We start from the raw sequence: 19353 nt of genomic DNA on the forward strand, positions 1-19353 counted from the left end.
CCTCCCCTACGCCAGGACCCGGAGGGCCCCGGGGACAACGTCGATGGTCAGCGGCAGCGGTCCGATCCGCTCCCCGTCCGCGTAGGCGACCACCCCACGCGCTTCCAGTTCGACCCGCCGGACGCGGCGCAGTTCCACGGCCGGGTGGGCCACGTGACGGCCCGAGAAGACCTTGGGGAAGACGGCCAGGAAGCCCGCGCGGGAGAGCGGCCGGACGATGAAGAGGTCCAGGTACCCGTCGTCGAGGACGGCGTCGGGCGCCACCTTCATGCCTCCGCCGATTGACTGGCCGTTGGCCACCGAAATGAGCATGGCCCCCTGCTGCCAGCGTTCGCCGTCGGCCGTGACGGTGTAATCGATGGCGCGGAAGGTGGCCAGTTCGCGCAGCATCGCCAGGTTGTACCGGGCCTGCCCGCGCGGCCGGCGCCAGTTGTTGGCCCGCTCGTTGACGGCAGCATCGAAGCCCGCCGAGACCACCCCGGCAAACCAGTGCGTCTTTCCCGCCGAGCTGACCCGTCCCGCGTCGATCAGGCGGCCGCCCGCCGGCAGTGCGGCCAGGACCCGTGCGGCCGCGGCCGGGATGTCATGCCGCGGGAGGCCGAGCGCACGGGCCATGTCGTTGCCCGTGCCGCTGGGAATGATGCCCAGGGGTGTTTCGCCGAACGCGGCGCCGGACCCGGCGAGCGCATTCACCCCCAGGTGCACCATGCCGTCGCCGCCCACCACCACCAGGGCGTCCACGCCGTCGGCGAGAGCTTTGTCCACGGCGCGGGCCAGGGCGTCGTAGCTGTCCTCACACAACTCGAGGACCTGCGCTCCGGCGGCACGGAGGCAAGCCGCCGCCTCCCGGCCGGCATGCTGCCCGCGGCCAAAAGACGCGCGCGGGTTGACGGCAAGGGCGATCTTCATGCGCTGAATTATGCCAGCCGGCGGGAACCTTCCGCGGTCACGCGCTCGTTATTCCCCCAGTTGGTTAAACTGGCCACGCCGGAGGTCCAGGCCGGACTGGCTCCACTGACACAAAGGAATCTTGCTTGACGCAGGCCGACAGCTCGCACTACCAGGTCCTCAGGATCCCCGTCACCGCGACGGACAAGGACATCAAGGTGGCCTACCGCAAGGCTGCCCGCACCGCCCACCCCGACCACGGGGGCGACGCCGCGACGTTCCGCCGGGTCACCCTCGCCTACGAGACGCTCATCGATGCCCGGCGCCGCGCGGATTATGACCGCTCTTACGGCAGCGGCACCGCGTACTCCAGCAGCACGGCCCCGGCCGACGACGGAGCACATTTTGACGCGCCGGCCGCCGGCAGCCGGGCCTCGGCGCACGTCCGCCGCCCCAATACACCCCGCAACACCGCCGCGGATGCCCCTGTCTATGTCCCGTCCTTCGAGGAAGTCGAGGCTGCCGGCGGGGTACCCCTGATCCCGGAGTCGACGGCGCGGCAGCAGGTCCATGGGATGCCCCGCCGGCGGGGCATCTTCGGCGCCGAGGCCCGCATCCAGCGTGAGATGCGGACGGTGCAGCTGATCACCCGGCAGATCCTGCCGGCCATCCCTGCCGCCCGCCTGGTCAACGGCCTGCAGTCCCCGGCGGATAACAGCCACATCGACCACGTCCTGCTGTCCGGCTACCGGCTGGCCATCATCGGGTCCATGCTCCTGCCGCCCGGTGCCTACGCGTGGAACGGCAGCACCCTCAACCACGGCGGCCGCTCTGTGGCTCCGCCCCAGCTGGCCCATGTGGTGCGGCGGATGCAGGACATCTTCCCCGAACTGAATGTCACCGGCTGGACCGTGGTCCACAGCACGGACGGCAACCTGCACGAGCCTGTGATCGACCGGCACGGACGCTCAGCCCGGGACCGTTCGGATAGCCACGAACTGGTCCAGGCGGTCAACGCCGCCGGGCTGGCCCGCGGCCTGAAGCAGTTCCTCGGGTCAGGGCCGGCTCCGAACACCGTGAATGTCCCGGTGCTCGCCAGGCTGCTGCGCGGAATGCACTAGCCCGCGGCCGGCTGGCTAGGATGGAGGCGTGTTCCGCATCCTCTTCCACAGCCCCGAAATCCCCGGCAATACCGGCAATGCCATCCGGCTGGCCGCCATCACCGGGGCCGAACTGCACCTGGTGGAGCCGCTGGGCTTCGATTTCTCCGATGCCAAGCTCCGCCGCGCCGGCCTGGACTACCACGACCTCGCCGTTGTCACCGTGCACCCCGACATCGACGCCGCCTGGGCAGCCCTGCAGCCGGAGCGCGTTTTTGCCTTCACGTCCGACGGCGAAACGTCCTACACAGACATCAGCTACCGCCCCGGCGACGTGCTGATGTTCGGCCGGGAGTCCGTGGGCCTCTCCGAGGAGGTCAAGCACGATCCGCACGTAACCTCGCGGGTGCGCCTTCCCATGTTGCCGGCCCTGCGGTCGCTGAACCTCGCCAACGCTGCCTCGATCGCCGTTTATGAGGCCTGGCGCCAGCAGGGCTTCGCGGGCGCCAAGCTATAGCCCAACTTCAAGCACCGCGGGCCGACCCCGGTCGCGGTCGCGGCCGGCACAAAAAGCCCTCCAGTCCGGCCCATCCGGCGCCCGGCCCGCTCCGAATCTTTTGTGAGACACCACGGAAGGAAGCGAAGGGAGCGAGGAGCGGCAGGTGACAACGTTGCAGGTGGATAGACGTCCAACCCATCAGATTGCGGACCCGCACGGAACAGTTCAGCCCCGGCTTGGCCCGCGACCGGCGGCTGGCACCCTATGCTTGAAGATGATGGAAACTCCGAATGCCCCGAATCCCGAGGCCGCCGCTCCCCCCAGCGCTTCAGCCGACGTAAACCGCCGGCTCGGAGTTCTGCTCGGACAGATTGCCAACGGTGACCAGGCCGCGTTCGCCGAGTTCTACCAGCTCACCTCGCGCCGGGTATTCGGCATGGCCCGCCGGGTCCTGATCGACGTCGAACTCAGCGAGGACACCACCCAGGAAGTCTTCCTCCAGGTCTGGCAGAACGCGGCAAAGTTCAACGCCGACGCCGGCAGTCCGCTCGCGTGGCTGATGACGATCTCGCACCGCCGGGCCGTGGACAAGGTCCGGTCGTCGCAGTCATCCACCGACCGGGAGGCCCGCTACGGCGCCAGCAGCCAGGAAATCGACCACGACTCGGTCTCCGACGAGGTCGGCAGCCGGCTCGAGGCCGAGGCCGTGGTCAGGTGCCTGGACACCCTGACCGACACGCAGCAGGAATCCGTCCGGCTCGCCTACTACGGCGGGCTGACCTACCGGGAAGTCGCGGAAAAGCTCAACGCCGCCGTTCCCACCATCAAGTCCCGCATCCGCGACGGACTGATCCGACTGAAAACCTGTTTGGGGGTGAGTTGAGATGAACCACATCGATCCGCAGGACGGCAGCCGCACACCCGGCAGCTTCTCCACCGACATCGCCGGAGACCTCAGCTCCGGCCGCGCCGTTGACCTCGCCGAGGTCTATGCGCTGCACGCCCTCGACGACGCCGAACGCGCCGCCGTCGACCGCTACATCGCGGAGGCAACCCCGGCCGTCCGCGCCGAGTTCGAGGAACGCGTCCGGCAGGCCCGCGAGACGCTGGCCACCAGCTTCACCGCGGAGGAGGAGCCGCCGGCGGCACTCTTTGGCCGCATCGTGGCCGCTCTGCCGGTCCAGGTTGCCGAGCCAGGCAGCGCCACGCCCGCCGGCACCGGCACTCCCCCCGTTGCAGCACGGCCGGTCCGGGAACACCCCGAGAGTCCGGTCGTGGACGAACTCGGCGCGGCACGCCAGCGCCGGGAGGAACGGCGCCGGCCGCAGGGCATGCGCAACTGGCTTATTGGTGTTGCAGCCGCAGCTGCGATCGCCGTCGGCGGGGTGGGGGTGGGCGCCTATGTCGCCAACCAGAACGACCCCGTCAACCAGGTGCTCGAGGCCAGCGACGTACGCAAGGCCACAGTCGACGTCATCGGCGGCGGCACGGCATCGCTGACTCTCTCGTCGTCGAAGGACGCCGCCGTCGTCAAGATGAACGGCGTTCCTGCCCCGCCGTCGGGCAAGGTCTACCAGATGTGGCTGATCCCCAAGGACGGCTCCGCGCCGGTCTCCAAGGGCCTGATGGACGCCGCCGCGTTGTCCAAGCCGGCCGTGGTCACGGGCATCGGCTCCGCCGCTGCCCTCGGCATCACCGTGGAACCGGTGGGCGGCTCGAAGACGCCCACCATGCCGACGGTGGCCGCCGCACCGCTGGGCGCCTGACCGGCCACAGCCCACACACCTTAAGAACAAAGCCGCGCCGGCCCCGACTGAGTCGGGGCCGGCGCGGCTTTGTGGTGCTGTTGTGCCCGGAGGCGGTGCTGCCGCGGGTGGCTAGATGATCAGCGAGAGCAGCATAACGAAGGCAAAGCCCACCACGGAGATCAGTGTTTCCATTACGGACCAGGTCTTGAATGTCTGCCCCACGCTCAGGCCAAAGAGTTCCTTGACCAGCCAGAACCCGGCGTCGTTGACGTGTGAGAGGAAGAGCGATCCGGCCCCGATGGCCAGGGCCAGCAGGGCCGCATGCGTCGGGGTCAGCGAGCTCGCCAGCGGCGACACGATGCCGGCCGCGGTCACCGTGGCCACGGTGGCGGACCCGGTCGCCAGGCGCAGCGCGACGGCCACCAGGAAGCCCAGGACCAGCACGGACATGTTCGCGCCCTCGGCCCACTTCTTGACGGCGTCGCCCACGCCGGCGCCGATCAGGGTTTGCTTGAAGCCGCCGCCGGCGCCCACGATCAACAGGATCGCGGCGATCGGGCCCAGGCTGGCACCGATCTTGGTGGTGATTTTGTTACCGGTGAACCCCACGGCGTAGCCGAAGGTGCCGATGGCCAGCAGAACCGCCAGGGTCATCGCCACCAGCGGCTGCCCGACGAAGTCAAAGAACACCCGGACCCACGGCGCGGTCGCGGGATCCGGCCAGATGATGTCCACAACGGCCTTGAGCAGCATCAGGACCACGGGGAAGACGATGGTCATCAGCGTCACCGGGAAGCTGGGCTGGCGCTTGACGCCTTCCAGGTCGGCACCGTGTTCGGTGTCGATGCCGCCGGCGACGGCGGGAGCTCCGACCGGGACCCATTTGGCGGCGAGCCGGGAAAACAGGGGTCCGCAGATGATGACGGTCGGGACGGCCACGAGGAGTCCGAGGGCCAGGGTGGTGCCGAGTTCGGCCTTGACGGCGCTAAGCGCGATCAGGGGTCCGGGGTGCGGCGGCACCAGGCCGTGCAGCACGGACAGTCCGGCCAGGGCCGGGATGGCGATGCGCATCAGCGGCATTTTGGAGCGCTGCGTGACCAGCACGATTACCGGGAGCAGCAGCACCAGGCCGATCTCGAAGAACATCGGCAGGCCGATGATCACCGCGACCAGCGTGATGGACCAGACCACCCGGTTTCCGCCTGCCTTGGCGAGCAGGGTGTCCACCACCCGGTTGGCCCCGCCGGAGTCGGCCAGAAGCTTGCCGAGCATGGCGCCGAGGGCAATGAGCAGGCCGACTTCCTTCAGGACGCCGCCCACCCCGTCCTCGAAGTTGCTGATGATTTTGGCCRGTTCCACACCCGAGGCGAGTCCGACRAAGGCCGAGCCCAGCACCAGGGCAAGGAAGGGGTGGAGCTTGAACTTGGCGATCAGCACCACAATCAGCGCGATGCCGAGGGCTGCGACCACCAGGAGCTGGGTGTCGTGGCCGGTCCAGGCCTCGACGGCGGCGGGGAGCTGCGTAACTGCAAATGAATTCACAAGGGGTTCCTAGCGGGAAGAAAGAGTGCTGACCGGTGCCCGGTCAGCGGGTGGCGGCGTCGGCACCGTTGAGGTGCAGCCGGTCGATGATTTCCTGGGCCTCGTCGGCCGGGGTGGCCCCGACTGAGAGCGTGATGAAGTTCTCGTCGCCCGTGGGGGCCTCCAGGGCGTCGAACTGGGAGTCCAGCAGCGCCGGCGGCATAAAGTGGCCGTGCCGGGAGGCCAGCCGGTCCGAGATCCGGTCCTTGCTGCCCTCCAGGAAGACAAACACCACACCCTCGCCGCGGAGCACGTCGCGGTAGCGCTTCTTCAGGGCCGAGCAGGTCACGATGCCGGGGGTGTCCGCGGTGGTGTGGTCCCTGATCCAGCCGGCGATGCTGTCCAGCCAGGGCCAGCGGTCCTCGTCGGTCAGGGGCTGGCCGGCGTGCATCTTGGCGACGTTGGCTGCCGGGTGCAGGTCATCGCCTTCCGCGAGGTCCCAGCCGAGCCGCCCGGCGAGCAGGCCCGCCACGGTGGATTTGCCCGAGCCCGAGACGCCCATGATGACCAGAACGGGGTGCTGCGCAGTCTTCGCCATTAAAGTCTGCCTTCCATCAATAAATATGATTTAAACAGAGGCAAGCATATGGCAGCGCTCACGCCGGGGCAACACTAGAAGCCCGCGATGGTTCCCGGGCCGTTCACAGCGACCACGTGGAACGCCTCGGCGCTGCGGCCCGGCGCGAGTCCCCCGCGTTCCCCGGTGGCGGCCATCAGGCCCCGCACCGTGCGGTCCATGGCCTCGGCGTCGGGGTGCTGGCTGGTGTGGACGTGGATTGCCTCAAGCTTCTGCTCGACGTTCGCCGACACGTCCACGAAGTGGTTTTCCCGTTCCTCAGGGCCAGCGAAGAGCCACAGCCAGGGCAGTTTGTAGGCCTCCAGCCCGGCGGCTGCAAGTTCCGGATAGGCGAACGGGTTCTCCAGGGCGGGGTAGACCGCCCGGGTCACCGCCTCCCCCACGGCCAGGTGGTCCGGGTGGCTCTTCTGGATCCGGGTCCAGTTGCGTTCGGGGTGCATGGCCAGCACGACGTCGGGGCGGAGCCGGCGGATCAGCCGCACCACCTCCCGTATGACTTCGTGTGACGGCTCCAGGTAGCCGTCACGCTGGTGGAGGTAGTGGATGTCCGTCACGCCGACGAGGGCCGCGGCACGCTCCTGCTCCCGCGTCCGGAGGGCGACGATCTCCTCACGCTGCTCCGGGTCGAACCCGCCGGCGTCCCCGTCGGTCATGATGCAGTAGCTGACCTCGACGCCGGCCGCGGTCCAGCCCGCAATGGTGCCGGCTGCCCCGAAGTCGATGTCGTCCGGGTGCGCGGCGAAACAAAGCACCCGCCCGATCCGGGTGTGGTCCGGGTCGAACGGGCTCTGCGCCGCGGGGGCTTTGGTGCTCACTGGTCAGCCTTTGCGTTTCTTGATTTCTTCGGTGGCCTGCGGGAGGACCTGGAAGAGGTCACCGACAATGCCGAAGTCGGCGATCTCAAAGACCGGCGACTCGGCGTCCTTGTTCACCGCCACGATCACCTTGGCAGTCTGCATGCCGGACTTCTGCTGGATGGCCCCGGAAATACCTGCGGAGAGGTAAAGCTGCGGCGACACCGTCTTGCCGGTCTGGCCCACCTGTGCGTCGTGGCCGATCCAGCCGGCATCCGTGGCGGCGCGGGAGGCTCCGATAGCGGCGCCGAGCGCGTCGGCGAGGTCCTCGAGCGGCCCGAAGTTCCCGTCAACGCCGCGGCCGCCGGCCACGACGATCCTGGCTTCGGAGAGCTCGGGGCGCCCGCTGGCGGCCTTCTCGGTCCGCCCGGTCACCCGGGCCGCCGAGGCGGTGGCGCCGCCCGGCACGTCCACGGTCACGGCCTGGGGGGCGGTGGGGACGGCGGCCGGCTCCGGCTCGGCGCTGTTGGCTTTGACGGTCAGTACCGCGACGGGCGTGGTGGCCCGGGCCGTGGTGGTGTAGGCGCCGGCGAGCACGGATTTGTGCGCGGTCCCGTCCGGTTCCACGGCGACGACGTCGGTGATGACGCCGGCGCGGAGCTTGATTCCCAGCCGCGCGGCGATCTCCTTGCCTTCGGCGGTGTTGTCCGCCAGCACGATGTCCGCCCCGGAGGCCTCGGCGGCCGCCGCGAGGAAGGCGGCTTTGGGACCGACGAGATAGTCGTTGAGGTCCGCCGCCGACGGGACGTAGAGCTCGGACGCGCCGTAGGCCGCGAGGGCGGCGCTGACGTCGTCCTGCAGGCCGCCGTTGAACGCCACGGCCACCTCGCCCAGGCCGCGGGCGATCGTGAGCAGTTCCAGGCTGGATTTCTTCAGCGCCGGACCCGGGGTATCGATGAAAACGAGTGCTTTTGCCATGTCTGGAACTTTCTTAGAGCAGCTTCTGGGCGGCCAGGAAGTCCACCAGCTTGATGCCGGCGTCGCCGTCGTCGGTGATGATGGTGCCGGCCGTCCGCGGCGGCCGGAGGTCCGCCGTCTCAACCGTGGTCCAGGACCCCGCGAGGCCCACCTCGCCGGGCTCGACGCCGATATCTGCCAGCGTCAGGGTGGTGATGGTTTTCTTCTTCGCCGCCATAATGCCCTTGAAGTTCGGGTACCGCGGATCGTTGATCTGGTCGGTGACCGAGACCACGGCAGGCAGGGTGGCCTCGACGGTGTCGGCGTGGGAATCGCCGTCGCGGCGCGCGGTGAGGGTGCCGCCGTCCAGGTCGAGGGAGGCCGCGAAGGTCACCTGGGGCAGGCCCAGGCGCTCGGCGAGCTGGGCCGGCACCAGGGACGTTTCGCCGTCAGTGGAGGCCATTCCGGTGAGGATGAGGTCCACCGGGGAGTCGGCGCCAAGGTGGCTGATCGCCGCGGCCAGGGCCAGGGAGGTGGCAGCGGCATCCGAGCCGGCCAGCGCCTCGTCGCTGAGGTGCACGCCCGCGGTGGCTCCGATCTGCAGCGATTTCTTGACGGCGTTGACGGCGCCGGCCGGGCCCATACTCAGGGCGATGACCTTGTTTCCCGCGGCTTCGCCGCCGCGGGCCTCGCTCAGCTGCAGCGCCGCTTCCAGGGCGTATTCGTCCAGTTCGGACAGGATGCTCTCGGACCGGTCGGTGGTGTTGGCCGCACCGCTGAGGTGCCGGTCGAACTGCGCGTCCGGAACGTGCTTGACGAGCACGATGATTTTCAAAGTCTCTTCCACTGTGTTTACAGCAGCCTTCCATGCCGGGGCGGCCAGCCGGGTGGGGTCGTGGCCAGGGGTGCCCGGGCGGCCGGGCTGCTCCAAGCTAACCATATAGCGGCGCCACGGCGCGGCCCCGGTTAACGCCTGTGTCAGCTGCCCGCGGAGAGGCCGTCCGGGAGCGGCCCCCGGGGATCGGTCCCGGGCTGACGTGCGTGCCCGGAACGGCGAAGCCGGCCGCCACCCCTCAGGGTGCCGGCCGGCTCCTCGTTGTGCTTCCCGCGTCGGCAGGTGCTGCCGCTACTGCTGCTGTTGTTACTGCTGCTGTTGTTACTGCTCCGCGGCTGCGCCCAGCGTCACATCAAGCTGCTGTTCCTTTCCGCCGCGGAGGACGGTGACCTGGACCTTCGCGCCGGCTGCCTGCTCGCGGACTGCGGCCGTGAGCTGGTTCGGATCGCTGATGGAGCGGTCCTGGAACTTGGTGATGACGTCGCCCACCCTGATGCCGGCTTTGTCGGCGGCGGAGCTTGGCTCCACCGTGGCCACGTCGGCGCCTACAGAGAAACCGGAGGACGAGGTGCCCGCCGCCTTGGCCTTCACGCTCACCCCGAGCTGGCCGTGGGTGGCCTTGCCGTTGCTGATGATCTCCTGGGCGACGCGCTTGGCGTTGTTGATCGGGATGCTGAAGCCGACGCCGATGTTGCCGCTGCTGCTGCTGCCGGCGGAGTCCCCGCCGGCCGAGGCGATGGCGACGTTCACGCCGATGATTTCACCCTTGCTGCTGACCAGCGCACCGCCGGAGTTGCCCGGGTTGATGGCTGCGTCGGTCTGGATGACGTTGATCGAGATGCTGCCCTGGTCAGCGGTGCTGGGGGCCTGTCCCCCGCCGGGAGGCGCGAACTGGAAGCCCTGGTCGCCGCCCTGGGAGTTGTCGGCGCCGTTCTTGGGGGCGGCCGAGGACGCGACACTGATGGTGCGGTTCAGGGTGGAGACGATGCCGTCCGTGACGGTACCGGTCAGGCCCAGCGGGGACCCGATCGCGACGGCGGTGTCACCGACGTTGAGCTTGTCCGAGTCGCCGAGGGTGGCCGGGACCAGCCCCGCCGGATTGTCCACCTTGATGACGGCGAGGTCGGAGAGCGGGTCCGTGCCGACGATCTTGGCACTGAAGACCTTGCCGGTGCTCGTGCGGACCTCGACGGCGGCGTTCGCCGACTTGCCGTCAAGGGTAACCACGTGGGTGTTGGTAAGGATGTGGCCTTCGCCGTCGAGGATGATGCCGGATCCGGTGCCGCCGTCGCTGCCGCTGGTGGCTTTGATGGTCACCACGCTGGGTGAGGCCTTCTCGGCGGCGGCGGTGATGGCGTTGACGTCGTCCTTATTGTTGACGATCACGGTGCCGGACTGGCTGGTGCCGCCGGTGGCGGCCAGCGAACGGTTGCCGATCAGGGCATTCCCGCCGGCGACCACTCCGCCGCCCACCAGGCCGGCGGCAAGGATGCTCGCGACGAGCGTGGGCACACCGAAGGCCGCTTTACGCTTCGGGGCATTCCCGGGCTGGTTGAAGTTGTGGTTGTAGGGGCCGGCCGGCGGCTGGTTGCCGTAGCCGCCGTTGCCGCCGGCGCCGTAGTTGTAAGGGCCGCCAAATTGCTGTGTGTCGGGGGCGGCGTGCTGGCCGTAGGCCGGTTCCCGCTGCGGGTATACGGGCCGCGGGGCGTCTTCGGGGCGGTCGAGCCGCATGGTCGGGTTGGCCCCGGCTGCGTCCTCCGCCGGCGCGGCCTGCGGAGCGTCGGCGGAAGACCCGGAAGCCGCAACCGGCTCCCGGTCCTTTGCTGATGGATCCGGTGACGCGCCCTGCAGTGGGTTCTCAGTCATGGGACTTCCTTTCATCCTCGTCTGCACTCAATTATGGCCGCACTCGCTGGAACAAGGGCGAACATTTGCTGGGAGGTTCCTGAACGCCGCGGCGCTTCCGGCGGGTTCTTCGGCATGGCCTGCCGCCCGGTTCAGCGCGTTTCGCTGGTGGCATATTCCCGGCTGTGGACGGCCTCCGGGGTGCACCATAGAATCAAATGGACTTGCCACAGCGACCTGCGGCTTTACACCTGCGTGGGGGCGCTGCTGCGTTCTGAGACGACCGGCTCGGCCCGATCCGGTCACAGAAGTGCTGAAGGGTTGCACATGCGGTCAATGACGAAACGTTTCCTCGCCGTGCTGGGCGTCGCCGGGCTGCTGGCACTCCCCGCCGCGCCCGCCTTCGCGGAAGATCCGGTCACCCTGGATCCTGCCAACAAGATTGTCGATTCCGCCGGCGTCCTGGGCGGCAAGAAGCCGGACGTTGAGGCGGCCATCAAGAAACTCGGCACCGACCACCAGATGAACCTCTACGTGGTTTACGTCAAGACGTTCCAGAACCCGACGGACAGCGGACAGTGGGCGCAGGCCGTCGCCGAGAAGGCGAACCTGGGATCCAACTCGCTGGTGCTCGCCGTCGCCACCCAGGCCCGCAAGTACCAGCTGAGCAAGCCGGTCAACAGCAAGATCACGAACACCCAGCGCGAGAACATCATCAAGAACGCCGTCGATCCGCAGCTGCGTAACGGCGACTATGCGCAGGCCGCCATCGACACCGCGGCGGCCATCGGCGACGCCGCCGGCGGAGGCAGCGGTTCGGTGCCGTCAGGCGCCGGAGGCGGCGTGCTGGTTGGCGTCGGCGTCGTTGCCGCCGGCGGTGTCGGGACGTACCTGTACCTCCGGAACCGGCGGAAAAAGAGCGCGGCCGCGGGCAGTGCGTACGGCCCGCAGGGCGCCGAGCTGGACCCGCTGGCCGGGCTGAGCGTCGAGGAGTTGCGCCGCAAGAGCGGATCCCTGCTGATCGAAGCGGACGATGCCATCAAGTCCAGCGAGCAGGAACTTGGCTTCGCCCAGGCGCAGTACGGGGACGCCGCCGTCGGGAACTTCACCAAAGCCCTCCAGGACGCCAAAGCCCACATGAGTGAGTCCTTCAAGCTCCAGCAGCAGCTGGATGACCACATCCCTGACACCGAGGAACAGCAGCGCACCTGGTACGGCGAAATCATCCGGCGCTCGGAGGCCGCCCTGGCCTCCCTGAAGGAACAGAAAGCGGACTTCGATTCCCTGCGGGAGCTGGAGAAGAACGCCCCGCAGGCCCTGGCCGAGGTGGGCACCGGGGCGCAGGCCGCGGAGGCAAAAATCGCTGCGGCGGAGCAGTCCCTGGACGGGCTCCGTGCAAAGTACGCGGACAGCGCACTGACCCAGGTGGCCGACAACATTACCCAGGCCAAGGAGCGCCTGGCCTTCGTGCAGAACGCCTCCGCCACGGCCCGGGAGAAGCTCAACGGCGGGGAAGGCAGCCTCGCCGCCGTCGCCGTCCGGGCTGCCGAGGAGAGCCTGCACCAGACCAACGTGCTGCTCGATGCCATCGCCAAGGTGGCGGGCAACCTCGATGAGGCCCGCAACGGCCTGGAGGCCGCCGTCGTAGACACCTCGCAGGACCTCGCCCAGGCCCGGGCCATGATCCAGTCGGGCGCGCACCCCGAGCTCGCCGGGCCCGTGGCCGGAGTCGAAGCGGCCCTGGCCCAGGTGAAAGCCGAGATCCAGGCCGGGAAGATCGACCCCATCGCCACGCTGGAGCGCGTCGAGAACGCCCACCAGTCGCTTGATGCCTCGCTTTCCGGGATCCGGGACCAGCAGGAGCAGGTCCGCCGGGCGCAGGCCTCGCTGCAGCAGAGCATCATGTCCGCGCAGGCGCAGATCAGCGCCACGTCCGACTACATCACGGCACGCCGCGGCGGAGTCGGCACCGAAGCGCGTACCCGTCTCGCCGAGGCGCAGCGCAACCTTGACTACGCTTTGTCCATTTCCCGCACGGACCCCGTGACTGCCCTGCAGTACGCCCAGCAGGCGCACGCACTCGCCGCCCAGGCGGCCCAGCAGGCCCAGGCGGACGTGGACCAGTTCGGTGGCTACGCCAACCAGGGCTACGGCCGGGGCGGCATGTTCGGCGGCGGCGGAGGCGGCGGCCTGGGCGGCGCCATCCTCGGCGGGATCCTGATCAACTCCATCCTGCACGGCGGCGGCGGAGGTGGCGGTGGCTGGGGCGGCGGCGGAGGCTGGGGCGGCGGCGGTGACTCCGGCGGTGGCTGGGGTGGCGGCGGCGATTCCGGCGGAGGCTGGGGCGGCGATTTCGGCGGCGGAGGCGACTTCTAGCCTGCCGGTAACAGACTAGGCGCCGGCGGAATTACTCCAGCCGGCGGGTAGAAGCGGTACATTCACTGTTCACCGTATCCGGTGTCCACCACCGGATAGGACGAAAGGTAACACCATGGTTAAGCAGTCCATTTTCGGCCGCATGGCGCAGCTGGCGAAGGCGAACATCAACTCCTTGCTCGATCAGGCCGAAGATCCGCAGAAGATGCTGGACCAGATGGTCCGCGACTACACGAACAACATCGCCGAGGCGGAATCGGCGGTCGCCCAGACCATCGGCAACCTGCGTATGCTCCAGGACGACTACAACGAGGACATCAAGAACGCCCAGGACTGGGGCAACAAGGCACTTGCCGCCTCCCGCAAGGCCGATGAGTACCGTGCCAAGGGCGACACCGCTGACGCCGAGAAGTTCGACAACCTCGCCAAGGTGGCCCTGCAGCGCCAGATGACCTCCGAGAACGAGGCGAAGTCGGCGGAGCCCAGCATCGCGTCCCAGTCCGACGTCGTGGACAAGCTCAAGAACGGCCTGGACCAGATGAAGGGCAAGCTCAACGAGCTGACCAGCAAGCGCAACGAACTCGTGGCCCGCTCCAAGACGGCCGCCGCGCAGTCCCAGGTGCACGACGCGCTCAAGAGCATCGACATCATGGACCCCACCTCCGAGGTGGGCCGCTTCGAAGAGAAGATCCGCCGCGAAGAGGCCAAGGTGCGCGGCCAGCAGGAGCTCGCCGCGTCCAGCCTCGACGCCCAGTTCAACTCCCTCGAGGACCTTGGCGAGCAGACCGAGATCGAGGCACGCCTGGCCGCACTGAAGTCCGGCAACGCCACTCCTGCGCTCGGCGCCGGGAACGGCTCGGCCGCGGGCAGCACCGTGGACGAGGCAGACTTCGACAAGCTCTAGGCCGCTCCGGTCGCGTCCGGCCGGCAGCCAGCACAGAGTCAGCAGCACAGAGTTACCAGCACGGCCGGGTCCCAGCAGGGACCCGGCCGTTGCCGTCCCGCGGGGAGCCCGGCGGCGGGCCAGCCTCCGATCCAGTAGCGTGGAGCCATGTCTTCGACCCTGGTGTGGCTCCGCGATGATCTCCGACTCGACGACAACCCGGCGCTGGCCGAGGCCGCCTCGCAGGGCGGGCCGCTCACGGTGGTCTACGTCCTCGACGAGGACTCCCCCGGGATCCGGCCCCTGGGCAGCGCGGTCAAGTGGTGGCTGCACCACTCCCTCAAAGCCCTCTCCGCCGACCTGAAGGCAGCCGGATCGCGACTGGTCCTGCGCCGCGGGCAGGCAGACCGGGTCATCCGCGCCCTGGTCGAGGAAACCGGCGCCACCCGGCTGCTCTGGAACAGGCGCTACGGAGGACCGGAACGCGCCGTCGACGCCGGCCTCAAGGAGTGGGCAGCAGGAGAGGGCATCGATGCCTCCAGCTTCCAAGCCAGCCTGATGTTCGAGCCGTGGACGGTCCGGAACGGTTCCGGCGGCCCGTACAAGGTCTTCACACCGTTCTGGAAAGCGTGCCTCGACTCGTCCGAGCCCCGGCAGCCGCTGGACGCCCCGGAGCACCTCCCGGGGCCGGCCAAGACCGCAGGGGGGAAACTGCCGGAGAGCGAACCGCTGGCCAGCTGGGCGCTCCTCCCCCGGCATCCGGACTGGAGCGCCGGCTTGGCGGCCGAGTGGACGCCCGGCGAGGCCGGAGCGCACGGCAGGCTTGATGACTTCCTCGACGGGCCCGCCGCCGAGTACGGCACCGGCCGGGACGTCCCGGGCGTGGAGGGGACCAGCAGGCTCTCCCCGCACCTGCGTTTCGGGGAGATCAGCCCGTTCCGGGTCTGGCACGCGCTGCGGGAACGCTACCCGCACGGCGCGCCGGCCGACGTCGGCATCTACCGCTCCGAGCTCGGCTGGCGGGAATTCTGCTGGCAGTTGCTCTACGAGAACCCGCAGCTGGCCACCAAAAACTACCGCCCGGATTTTGACCGCTTCGAATGGCAGACACCGTCCGACGCCGAACTGCATGCCTGGCAGCAGGGCGCGACCGGTTATCCGCTGGTGGATGCCGGTATGCGCCAACTTTGGCAGACCGGCTGGATGCACAATCGCGTCCGGATGGCGGCTGCCTCGTTCCTGGTCAAGAACCTGCTGGCCGACTGGCGGCTGGGCGAAGCCTGGTTCTGGGACACCCTCGTCGACGCGGATTCGGCCAGCAACCCGGCCAACTGGCAATGGGTGGCCGGCTCCGGCGCCGATGCCTCCCCCTATTTCCGCATTTTCAACCCGGTCACGCAGAGCAAGAAGTTCGACTCCGCGGGCCGCTACCTGCGCGCGTTCATACCGGAGCTGTCCGGCTTGGATGACAAGGCCGTGCATGAGCCGTGGAAGGCCGATGGCGGGGCCCCGGACTACCCCGAGCCGATCGTGGGCCTCCCCGAATCCCGGGCTAGGGCCCTGGAGACTTACCAGCGGCTGAAGGACGCCTAAGTACCGTCGGGGGCAGGCAACGAAAAGGCCCGGATCCTTGGATCCGGGCCTTTTTCCTACTGCCAGTGGTTGCGGGGACAGGATTTGAACCTGTGACCTCTGGGTTATGAGCCCAGCGAGCTACCGAACTGCTCCACCCCGCGTCGCTTGATCAACACTACCCTACTTTGGCCGACGCCCCGACCACGGCCCGACCACGGCCCGTCTCCGGCCGGCGCTGGACGGAGGCCGCGGCCGCCCCTCGCCGGAGGTTAAAGCAAAGAGTCCGGAACACCTTCCAGTGTTCCGGACTCTTTCTCAGTTGCGGGGACAGGATTTGAACCTGTGACCTCTGGGTTATGAGCCCAGCGAGCTACCGAACTGCTCCACCCCGCGTCGCAAGAACAACTGTACCTGCCGGTGAACGGGAGGCCAAATCGGGGCGGCGTGATGTGCGTCCCATCCCCGGCGCATACGCCTCGGGCCGGACCCCCTGCTCCGTGGAGGCAGGGAATCCGGCCCGGTGGCCTGTCGTTCTCCGGAGCTTACTTACTCGGGGACGGTGACGGGGTGGCCGACGGCGATGCGCTGGCGCCCGGTGACGGGGTGGCCGACGGCGCCGGGGAGGGTGTCGTGATCTTGGCCTCCGCGTTGATCGCCCGTTCCAGAGCGGCGGAGAGCTTCTTCTGCTGCTCGCCGTAAGCCGCGAAGTCGCTCTTGGCCAGGGCAGCCTGGCCGGCCTTAATGGCGTCGTTGGCGTCGTCGAGCGCCGCCTTCAGCTCGGCCTTGGCGTCCGTGCTGCCGCCGGTGGCCGGTGGCGTGGTGCCCGGTGACGGGCTGGCCGGCGCCTGGCCGTTGTTGGCGGCGTCACCGGCGGTGGCGCCGGACCTGCCGCCGAACAGCTGGTTCAACGCCTCGTCCAGGGTCGGGGCGAACCCGATCTTGTCACCGAACGCCACCAGGACCCGCTGCAGCGTCGGGTAGGAGGTCTCCCCCGTCGACTTCAGGTAGACCGGCTGGACGTAGAGCAGGCCGCCACCCACCGGCAGGGTCAGCAGGTTGCCGTTGAGCACCGCCGACGCGCCCTGGCGCAACAGGTTCAACGCCTGGGACACCGTGGGATCGGAGTTGAATTTGTTCTGCGCCTGCCCGGGGCCGGGGACGTTGGCTTCGGGCGGAATCTGCAGCAGCCGCAGCTGGCCGTAGCTCGCCGCCTTCACGCCCTTCTGGTTTCCGGCGTCGGAGTCCGCGGCCAGGAAGCCGTAGAGCACGTTACGGGCGTTGCCGTTGACCACCTGCGGGATGAACGAGGAGGTCAGCTGGAAGGCCGGTTTCTCCTGGTCGGGCATCTGCAGCGACATGTAGAACGGGGGCTGCTTGACCCCCTCTTCCTTGACGGTCGGATCGTTGGGAACAGACCAGGCGTCGTTGTTGGTGAAGAAGCTGTCCGCGTTGGTCACGTGGTAGCGGCCCAGGAGTTCACGCTGGACCTTGAAAAGGTCCTCCGGGTAGCGGACGTGGCTCATCAGGGCGCCGGACATCTCCGAGAAGGGCTTCAAGGAGGTCGGGAAGACCTTCTGCCAGGCCTTCAGGACCGGATCCTGGTCGTCCCAGGCATAGAGCGAGACGGACCCGTCGTAAGCATCAACGGTGGCCTTGACCGAGTTGCGGATGTAGTTGACCGAGTTGCTGGGCAGCGCGGCGGTGCGTCCGGCCGAGGTCTGTGAGTCCCTCGTGGCGTCCGAGAGCTGCTCCTGCTGCGAGTACGGGAAGTACGGGCTGGTGGTGTAGCCGTCCACGATCCACTTCACCCGGCCGTCGACGACGGCGGGGTAGGCGTTTCCGTCGACGGTCAGGTACGGCGCGACCTTTTCCACACGGTCCTTGGGGCTCCGGTCGTAGAGGATCTGCGACTCGGCGTTGACGCCGTCGGAGAGCAGCAGGTCCGAGGACTGGAACTTGATCGCGTAGAGGATCTTGTTGAAGAACCCGCCCACGTTCGGTCCGCCGTTGCCGGTGAACGTGTACTGGGTTCCGGCGTCGCCTTCCTTGGCCGCCGGCCGGTCCTGCTCACGGTGCGCCGCTCCCGCAGGGGCGCCGACGATCGAGTAGTCCGGGGAGTTTTCGCCGAAGTAGATCCGCGGCTGGTAGCTGGTGTCGGTGCCGAGCACACCGGTGGACGGGATGCCGGACTGCAGGAACTCGGGCTTGCCGTCAGCGGTGAACTTGTTGCCCTTGGCCGCGACCACACCGTAGCCGTGGGTGTAGACCACGTGCCGGTTGAGCCAGGACTGCTGGTTTGTCGCAAGGCCGCCCGGGTTCAGCTCGCGGACCGCGATCACCGTGTCCTGGATCTTGCCGTTGACTTCGTAGCGGTCCACGTTCAGGGTGCTCGGGAACTGGTAGTACGGCCGGTACTGCTCGAGCTGGGAGAAGGCGTCAGAGATCAGGTTCGGGTCGAGCAGGCGGATGTTGGCCGTGGTCTGCGCGTCCGGGGCGAGGGCGCCGGTGGTGGCGTTGGTGGTGGCCTCGTACCGCTTCTCCTGGATCTTGTCCAGACCGTAGGCGGCGCGGGTCATGTTGATGTTCCGCTTGATGAATTCGTTCTCCAGGGTCTGCTCCGAGGGGCGGACCTGGAACTGCTGGATCACCCAGGGGTACACGCCGCCGGCCAGGATCGAGGTGATCACCAGCATGGCCGTGCCGATCACCGGGAGCCGCCACTTGCCGACGACGGCGGCCACAATAAAGAGCACGGCAACAATGCCTGCGGCGACGGCCAGGATGGCCTTGGTGGGGATGACCGCGTTGACGTCGGTGTACAGCGCACCGGCCCAGCGGCCGCCGTTGTTCAGGACGGCCGAGTAGCGGTCCAGCCAGAAGTTCGCGCCGAGCAGGAGGAGGAACGCCGCGCCGGCGACGGCCAGGTGGATCTGGGCGGCCCGGCTCGTGAACACACCGCGCTCCATCAGCCGGATGCTGCCGTAGAGGTAGTGCGTGAGGATGCCCGCGACACCGGCCACGACGGCGACGCTGATCAGGAAGCCGGTGACGAAGCCGAGGAACGGCAGGGTCATCAGGTAAAAACTGATGTCCAGGTTGAACTGGGGATCGTTCTGCCCGAAGGGTTCCTGGTTCAGGAACAGCATGACCTTCTGCCACTGGCTGGCGGCTGCGCTTCCGGCGAAGAGCCCGAAGAGCACCGGCAGCCCGATCATGACCACCCGGCGGATGGGCTCAAGCTGGGCCTGGTAGCGGTTGAGGTTGTCCCGGACTTCGGAATCCGGCGCGTAGACCGGACGCGAGATGTAGGCGATCCGGATCGCGAAGAACACGGCCGCGAACATAACGGCGAACCCGATGAGGAAGATGATGATCCGCGCGAGGTTCTCGGTCAGGAAGACTTCGAAGAAACCCAGCTGCTGGTACCAGAGGACGTCCGTCCAGACATTGGCGAAGAAAATGAAGCCCACCACGATCAGGGCCACAACAATTAATGTAGGCGTCAGTGCGCCTCGCCGTTGCTGTGGCCTTCCGGGTGGGACGGTGCTGGGACGGGACAAACTCGGTACCTCATAGCTGGTCTCAGTGCTGCTGGTTTTCAGTTGTCTAAGTGCAAGGTGTTGCTGCAGTCTAGCGACTGCCGGCGCCGCCCAGGGGGCGGCGGCGGCCGTCATTAGTGCCACGAGTGGCGCCGG

15 protein-coding genes and 2 tRNA genes are annotated in these 19353 nt (G+C 68.3%); 7 read left to right on the top strand and 10 right to left on the bottom strand.

Features of this window, described 5'->3' with window-relative positions:
* Positions 1-6: 6 nt before the first annotated feature.
* Positions 7-909, bottom strand: a complete 903-nt coding sequence (locus AC1DBE_RS04665) for a diacylglycerol/lipid kinase family protein (RefSeq protein WP_476903049.1) — start codon at positions 907-909, stop codon at positions 7-9.
* Positions 910-1034: 125 nt separating this feature from the next.
* Here AC1DBE_RS04665 and AC1DBE_RS04670 point away from each other — a divergent pair, with 125 nt between their 5' ends.
* The 4 genes from AC1DBE_RS04670 (at position 1035) to AC1DBE_RS04685 (ending at position 4253) form a co-directional block, all read left to right on the top strand.
* Positions 1035-2009 carry a J domain-containing protein gene (locus AC1DBE_RS04670; protein WP_476969759.1) on the top strand — a complete coding sequence of 325 codons (975 nt, stop codon included), beginning with the start codon at positions 1035-1037 and terminating at the stop codon, positions 2007-2009.
* Positions 2010-2037: 28 nt separating this feature from the next.
* A complete protein-coding gene (locus AC1DBE_RS04675) occupies positions 2038-2505 on the top strand; it encodes a tRNA (cytidine(34)-2'-O)-methyltransferase (protein WP_476879442.1) in 468 nt (155 codons plus the stop codon).
* Positions 2506-2764: 259 nt separating this feature from the next.
* Complete coding sequence (gene sigK, locus AC1DBE_RS04680; RefSeq protein WP_476879452.1) at positions 2765-3370, top strand: ECF RNA polymerase sigma factor SigK; 606 nt, start codon at positions 2765-2767, stop codon at positions 3368-3370.
* Position 3371: 1 nt separating this feature from the next.
* The gene (locus AC1DBE_RS04685) at positions 3372-4253 is read left to right on the top strand and encodes an anti-sigma factor (RefSeq protein WP_476969760.1); all 882 of its coding nucleotides are present in this window, start codon (positions 3372-3374) and stop codon (positions 4251-4253) included.
* 111 nt (positions 4254-4364) lie between these two features.
* Here the strand turns inward: AC1DBE_RS04685 and AC1DBE_RS04690 are convergent, their stop codons facing one another.
* From AC1DBE_RS04690 to AC1DBE_RS04715, 6 genes are all read right to left on the bottom strand, one after another.
* Positions 4365-5777 (bottom strand): GntT/GntP/DsdX family permease, encoded by a 1413-nt coding sequence (locus AC1DBE_RS04690; protein WP_476969761.1) that lies wholly within the window; start codon positions 5775-5777, stop codon positions 4365-4367.
* Between the two features lie 43 nt (positions 5778-5820).
* Positions 5821-6354, bottom strand: coding sequence for a gluconokinase (locus AC1DBE_RS04695; protein ID WP_476880607.1), 534 nt, complete (start codon positions 6352-6354; stop codon positions 5821-5823).
* Positions 6355-6428: 74 nt separating this feature from the next.
* Entirely contained in the window at positions 6429-7208 is a 780-nt protein-coding gene (locus AC1DBE_RS04700) for a PIG-L deacetylase family protein (RefSeq protein WP_476969762.1), read from the bottom strand.
* Between the two features lie 3 nt (positions 7209-7211).
* A complete protein-coding gene (locus tag AC1DBE_RS04705; protein ID WP_476969763.1) occupies positions 7212-8165 on the bottom strand; it encodes an electron transfer flavoprotein subunit alpha/FixB family protein in 954 nt (317 codons plus the stop codon).
* A 13-nt stretch (positions 8166-8178) separates the two neighbouring features.
* Positions 8179-8979: an electron transfer flavoprotein subunit beta/FixA family protein gene (locus AC1DBE_RS04710; RefSeq protein WP_476969803.1), complete on the bottom strand. Its 801-nt coding sequence runs from the start codon at positions 8977-8979 to the stop codon at positions 8179-8181.
* Between the two features lie 321 nt (positions 8980-9300).
* Positions 9301-10845, bottom strand: coding sequence for a S1C family serine protease (locus AC1DBE_RS04715; RefSeq protein ID WP_476969764.1), 1545 nt, complete (start codon positions 10843-10845; stop codon positions 9301-9303).
* A gap of 306 nt (positions 10846-11151) precedes the next feature.
* Between AC1DBE_RS04715 and AC1DBE_RS04720 the strand changes: the two genes are divergently transcribed.
* From AC1DBE_RS04720 to AC1DBE_RS04730, 3 genes are all read left to right on the top strand, one after another.
* Complete coding sequence (locus AC1DBE_RS04720; RefSeq protein ID WP_476969765.1) at positions 11152-13200, top strand: TPM domain-containing protein; 2049 nt, start codon at positions 11152-11154, stop codon at positions 13198-13200.
* A gap of 115 nt (positions 13201-13315) precedes the next feature.
* On the top strand, positions 13316-14104 hold the full coding sequence (locus AC1DBE_RS04725) for a PspA/IM30 family protein (protein ID WP_476878643.1): 789 nt from the start codon (positions 13316-13318) through the stop codon (positions 14102-14104).
* A gap of 147 nt (positions 14105-14251) precedes the next feature.
* Positions 14252-15676 carry a cryptochrome/photolyase family protein gene (locus AC1DBE_RS04730; RefSeq protein ID WP_476969766.1) on the top strand — a complete coding sequence of 475 codons (1425 nt, stop codon included), beginning with the start codon at positions 14252-14254 and terminating at the stop codon, positions 15674-15676.
* Between the two features lie 66 nt (positions 15677-15742).
* Here the strand turns inward: AC1DBE_RS04730 and AC1DBE_RS04735 are convergent.
* The 3 genes from AC1DBE_RS04735 to AC1DBE_RS04745 form a co-directional block, all read right to left on the bottom strand.
* Positions 15743-15819: transfer RNA gene (locus tag AC1DBE_RS04735), tRNA-Met, on the bottom strand.
* A 158-nt stretch (positions 15820-15977) separates the two neighbouring features.
* A tRNA-Met gene (locus AC1DBE_RS04740) sits at positions 15978-16051 on the bottom strand.
* Between the two features lie 149 nt (positions 16052-16200).
* Positions 16201-19218: a UPF0182 family membrane protein gene (locus AC1DBE_RS04745; protein WP_476969767.1), complete on the bottom strand. Its 3018-nt coding sequence runs from the start codon at positions 19216-19218 to the stop codon at positions 16201-16203.
* Between the last annotated feature and the right edge of the window lie 135 nt (positions 19219-19353).

The sequence above is a fragment of the Arthrobacter sp. 10T416 genome, from assembly GCF_056394165.1.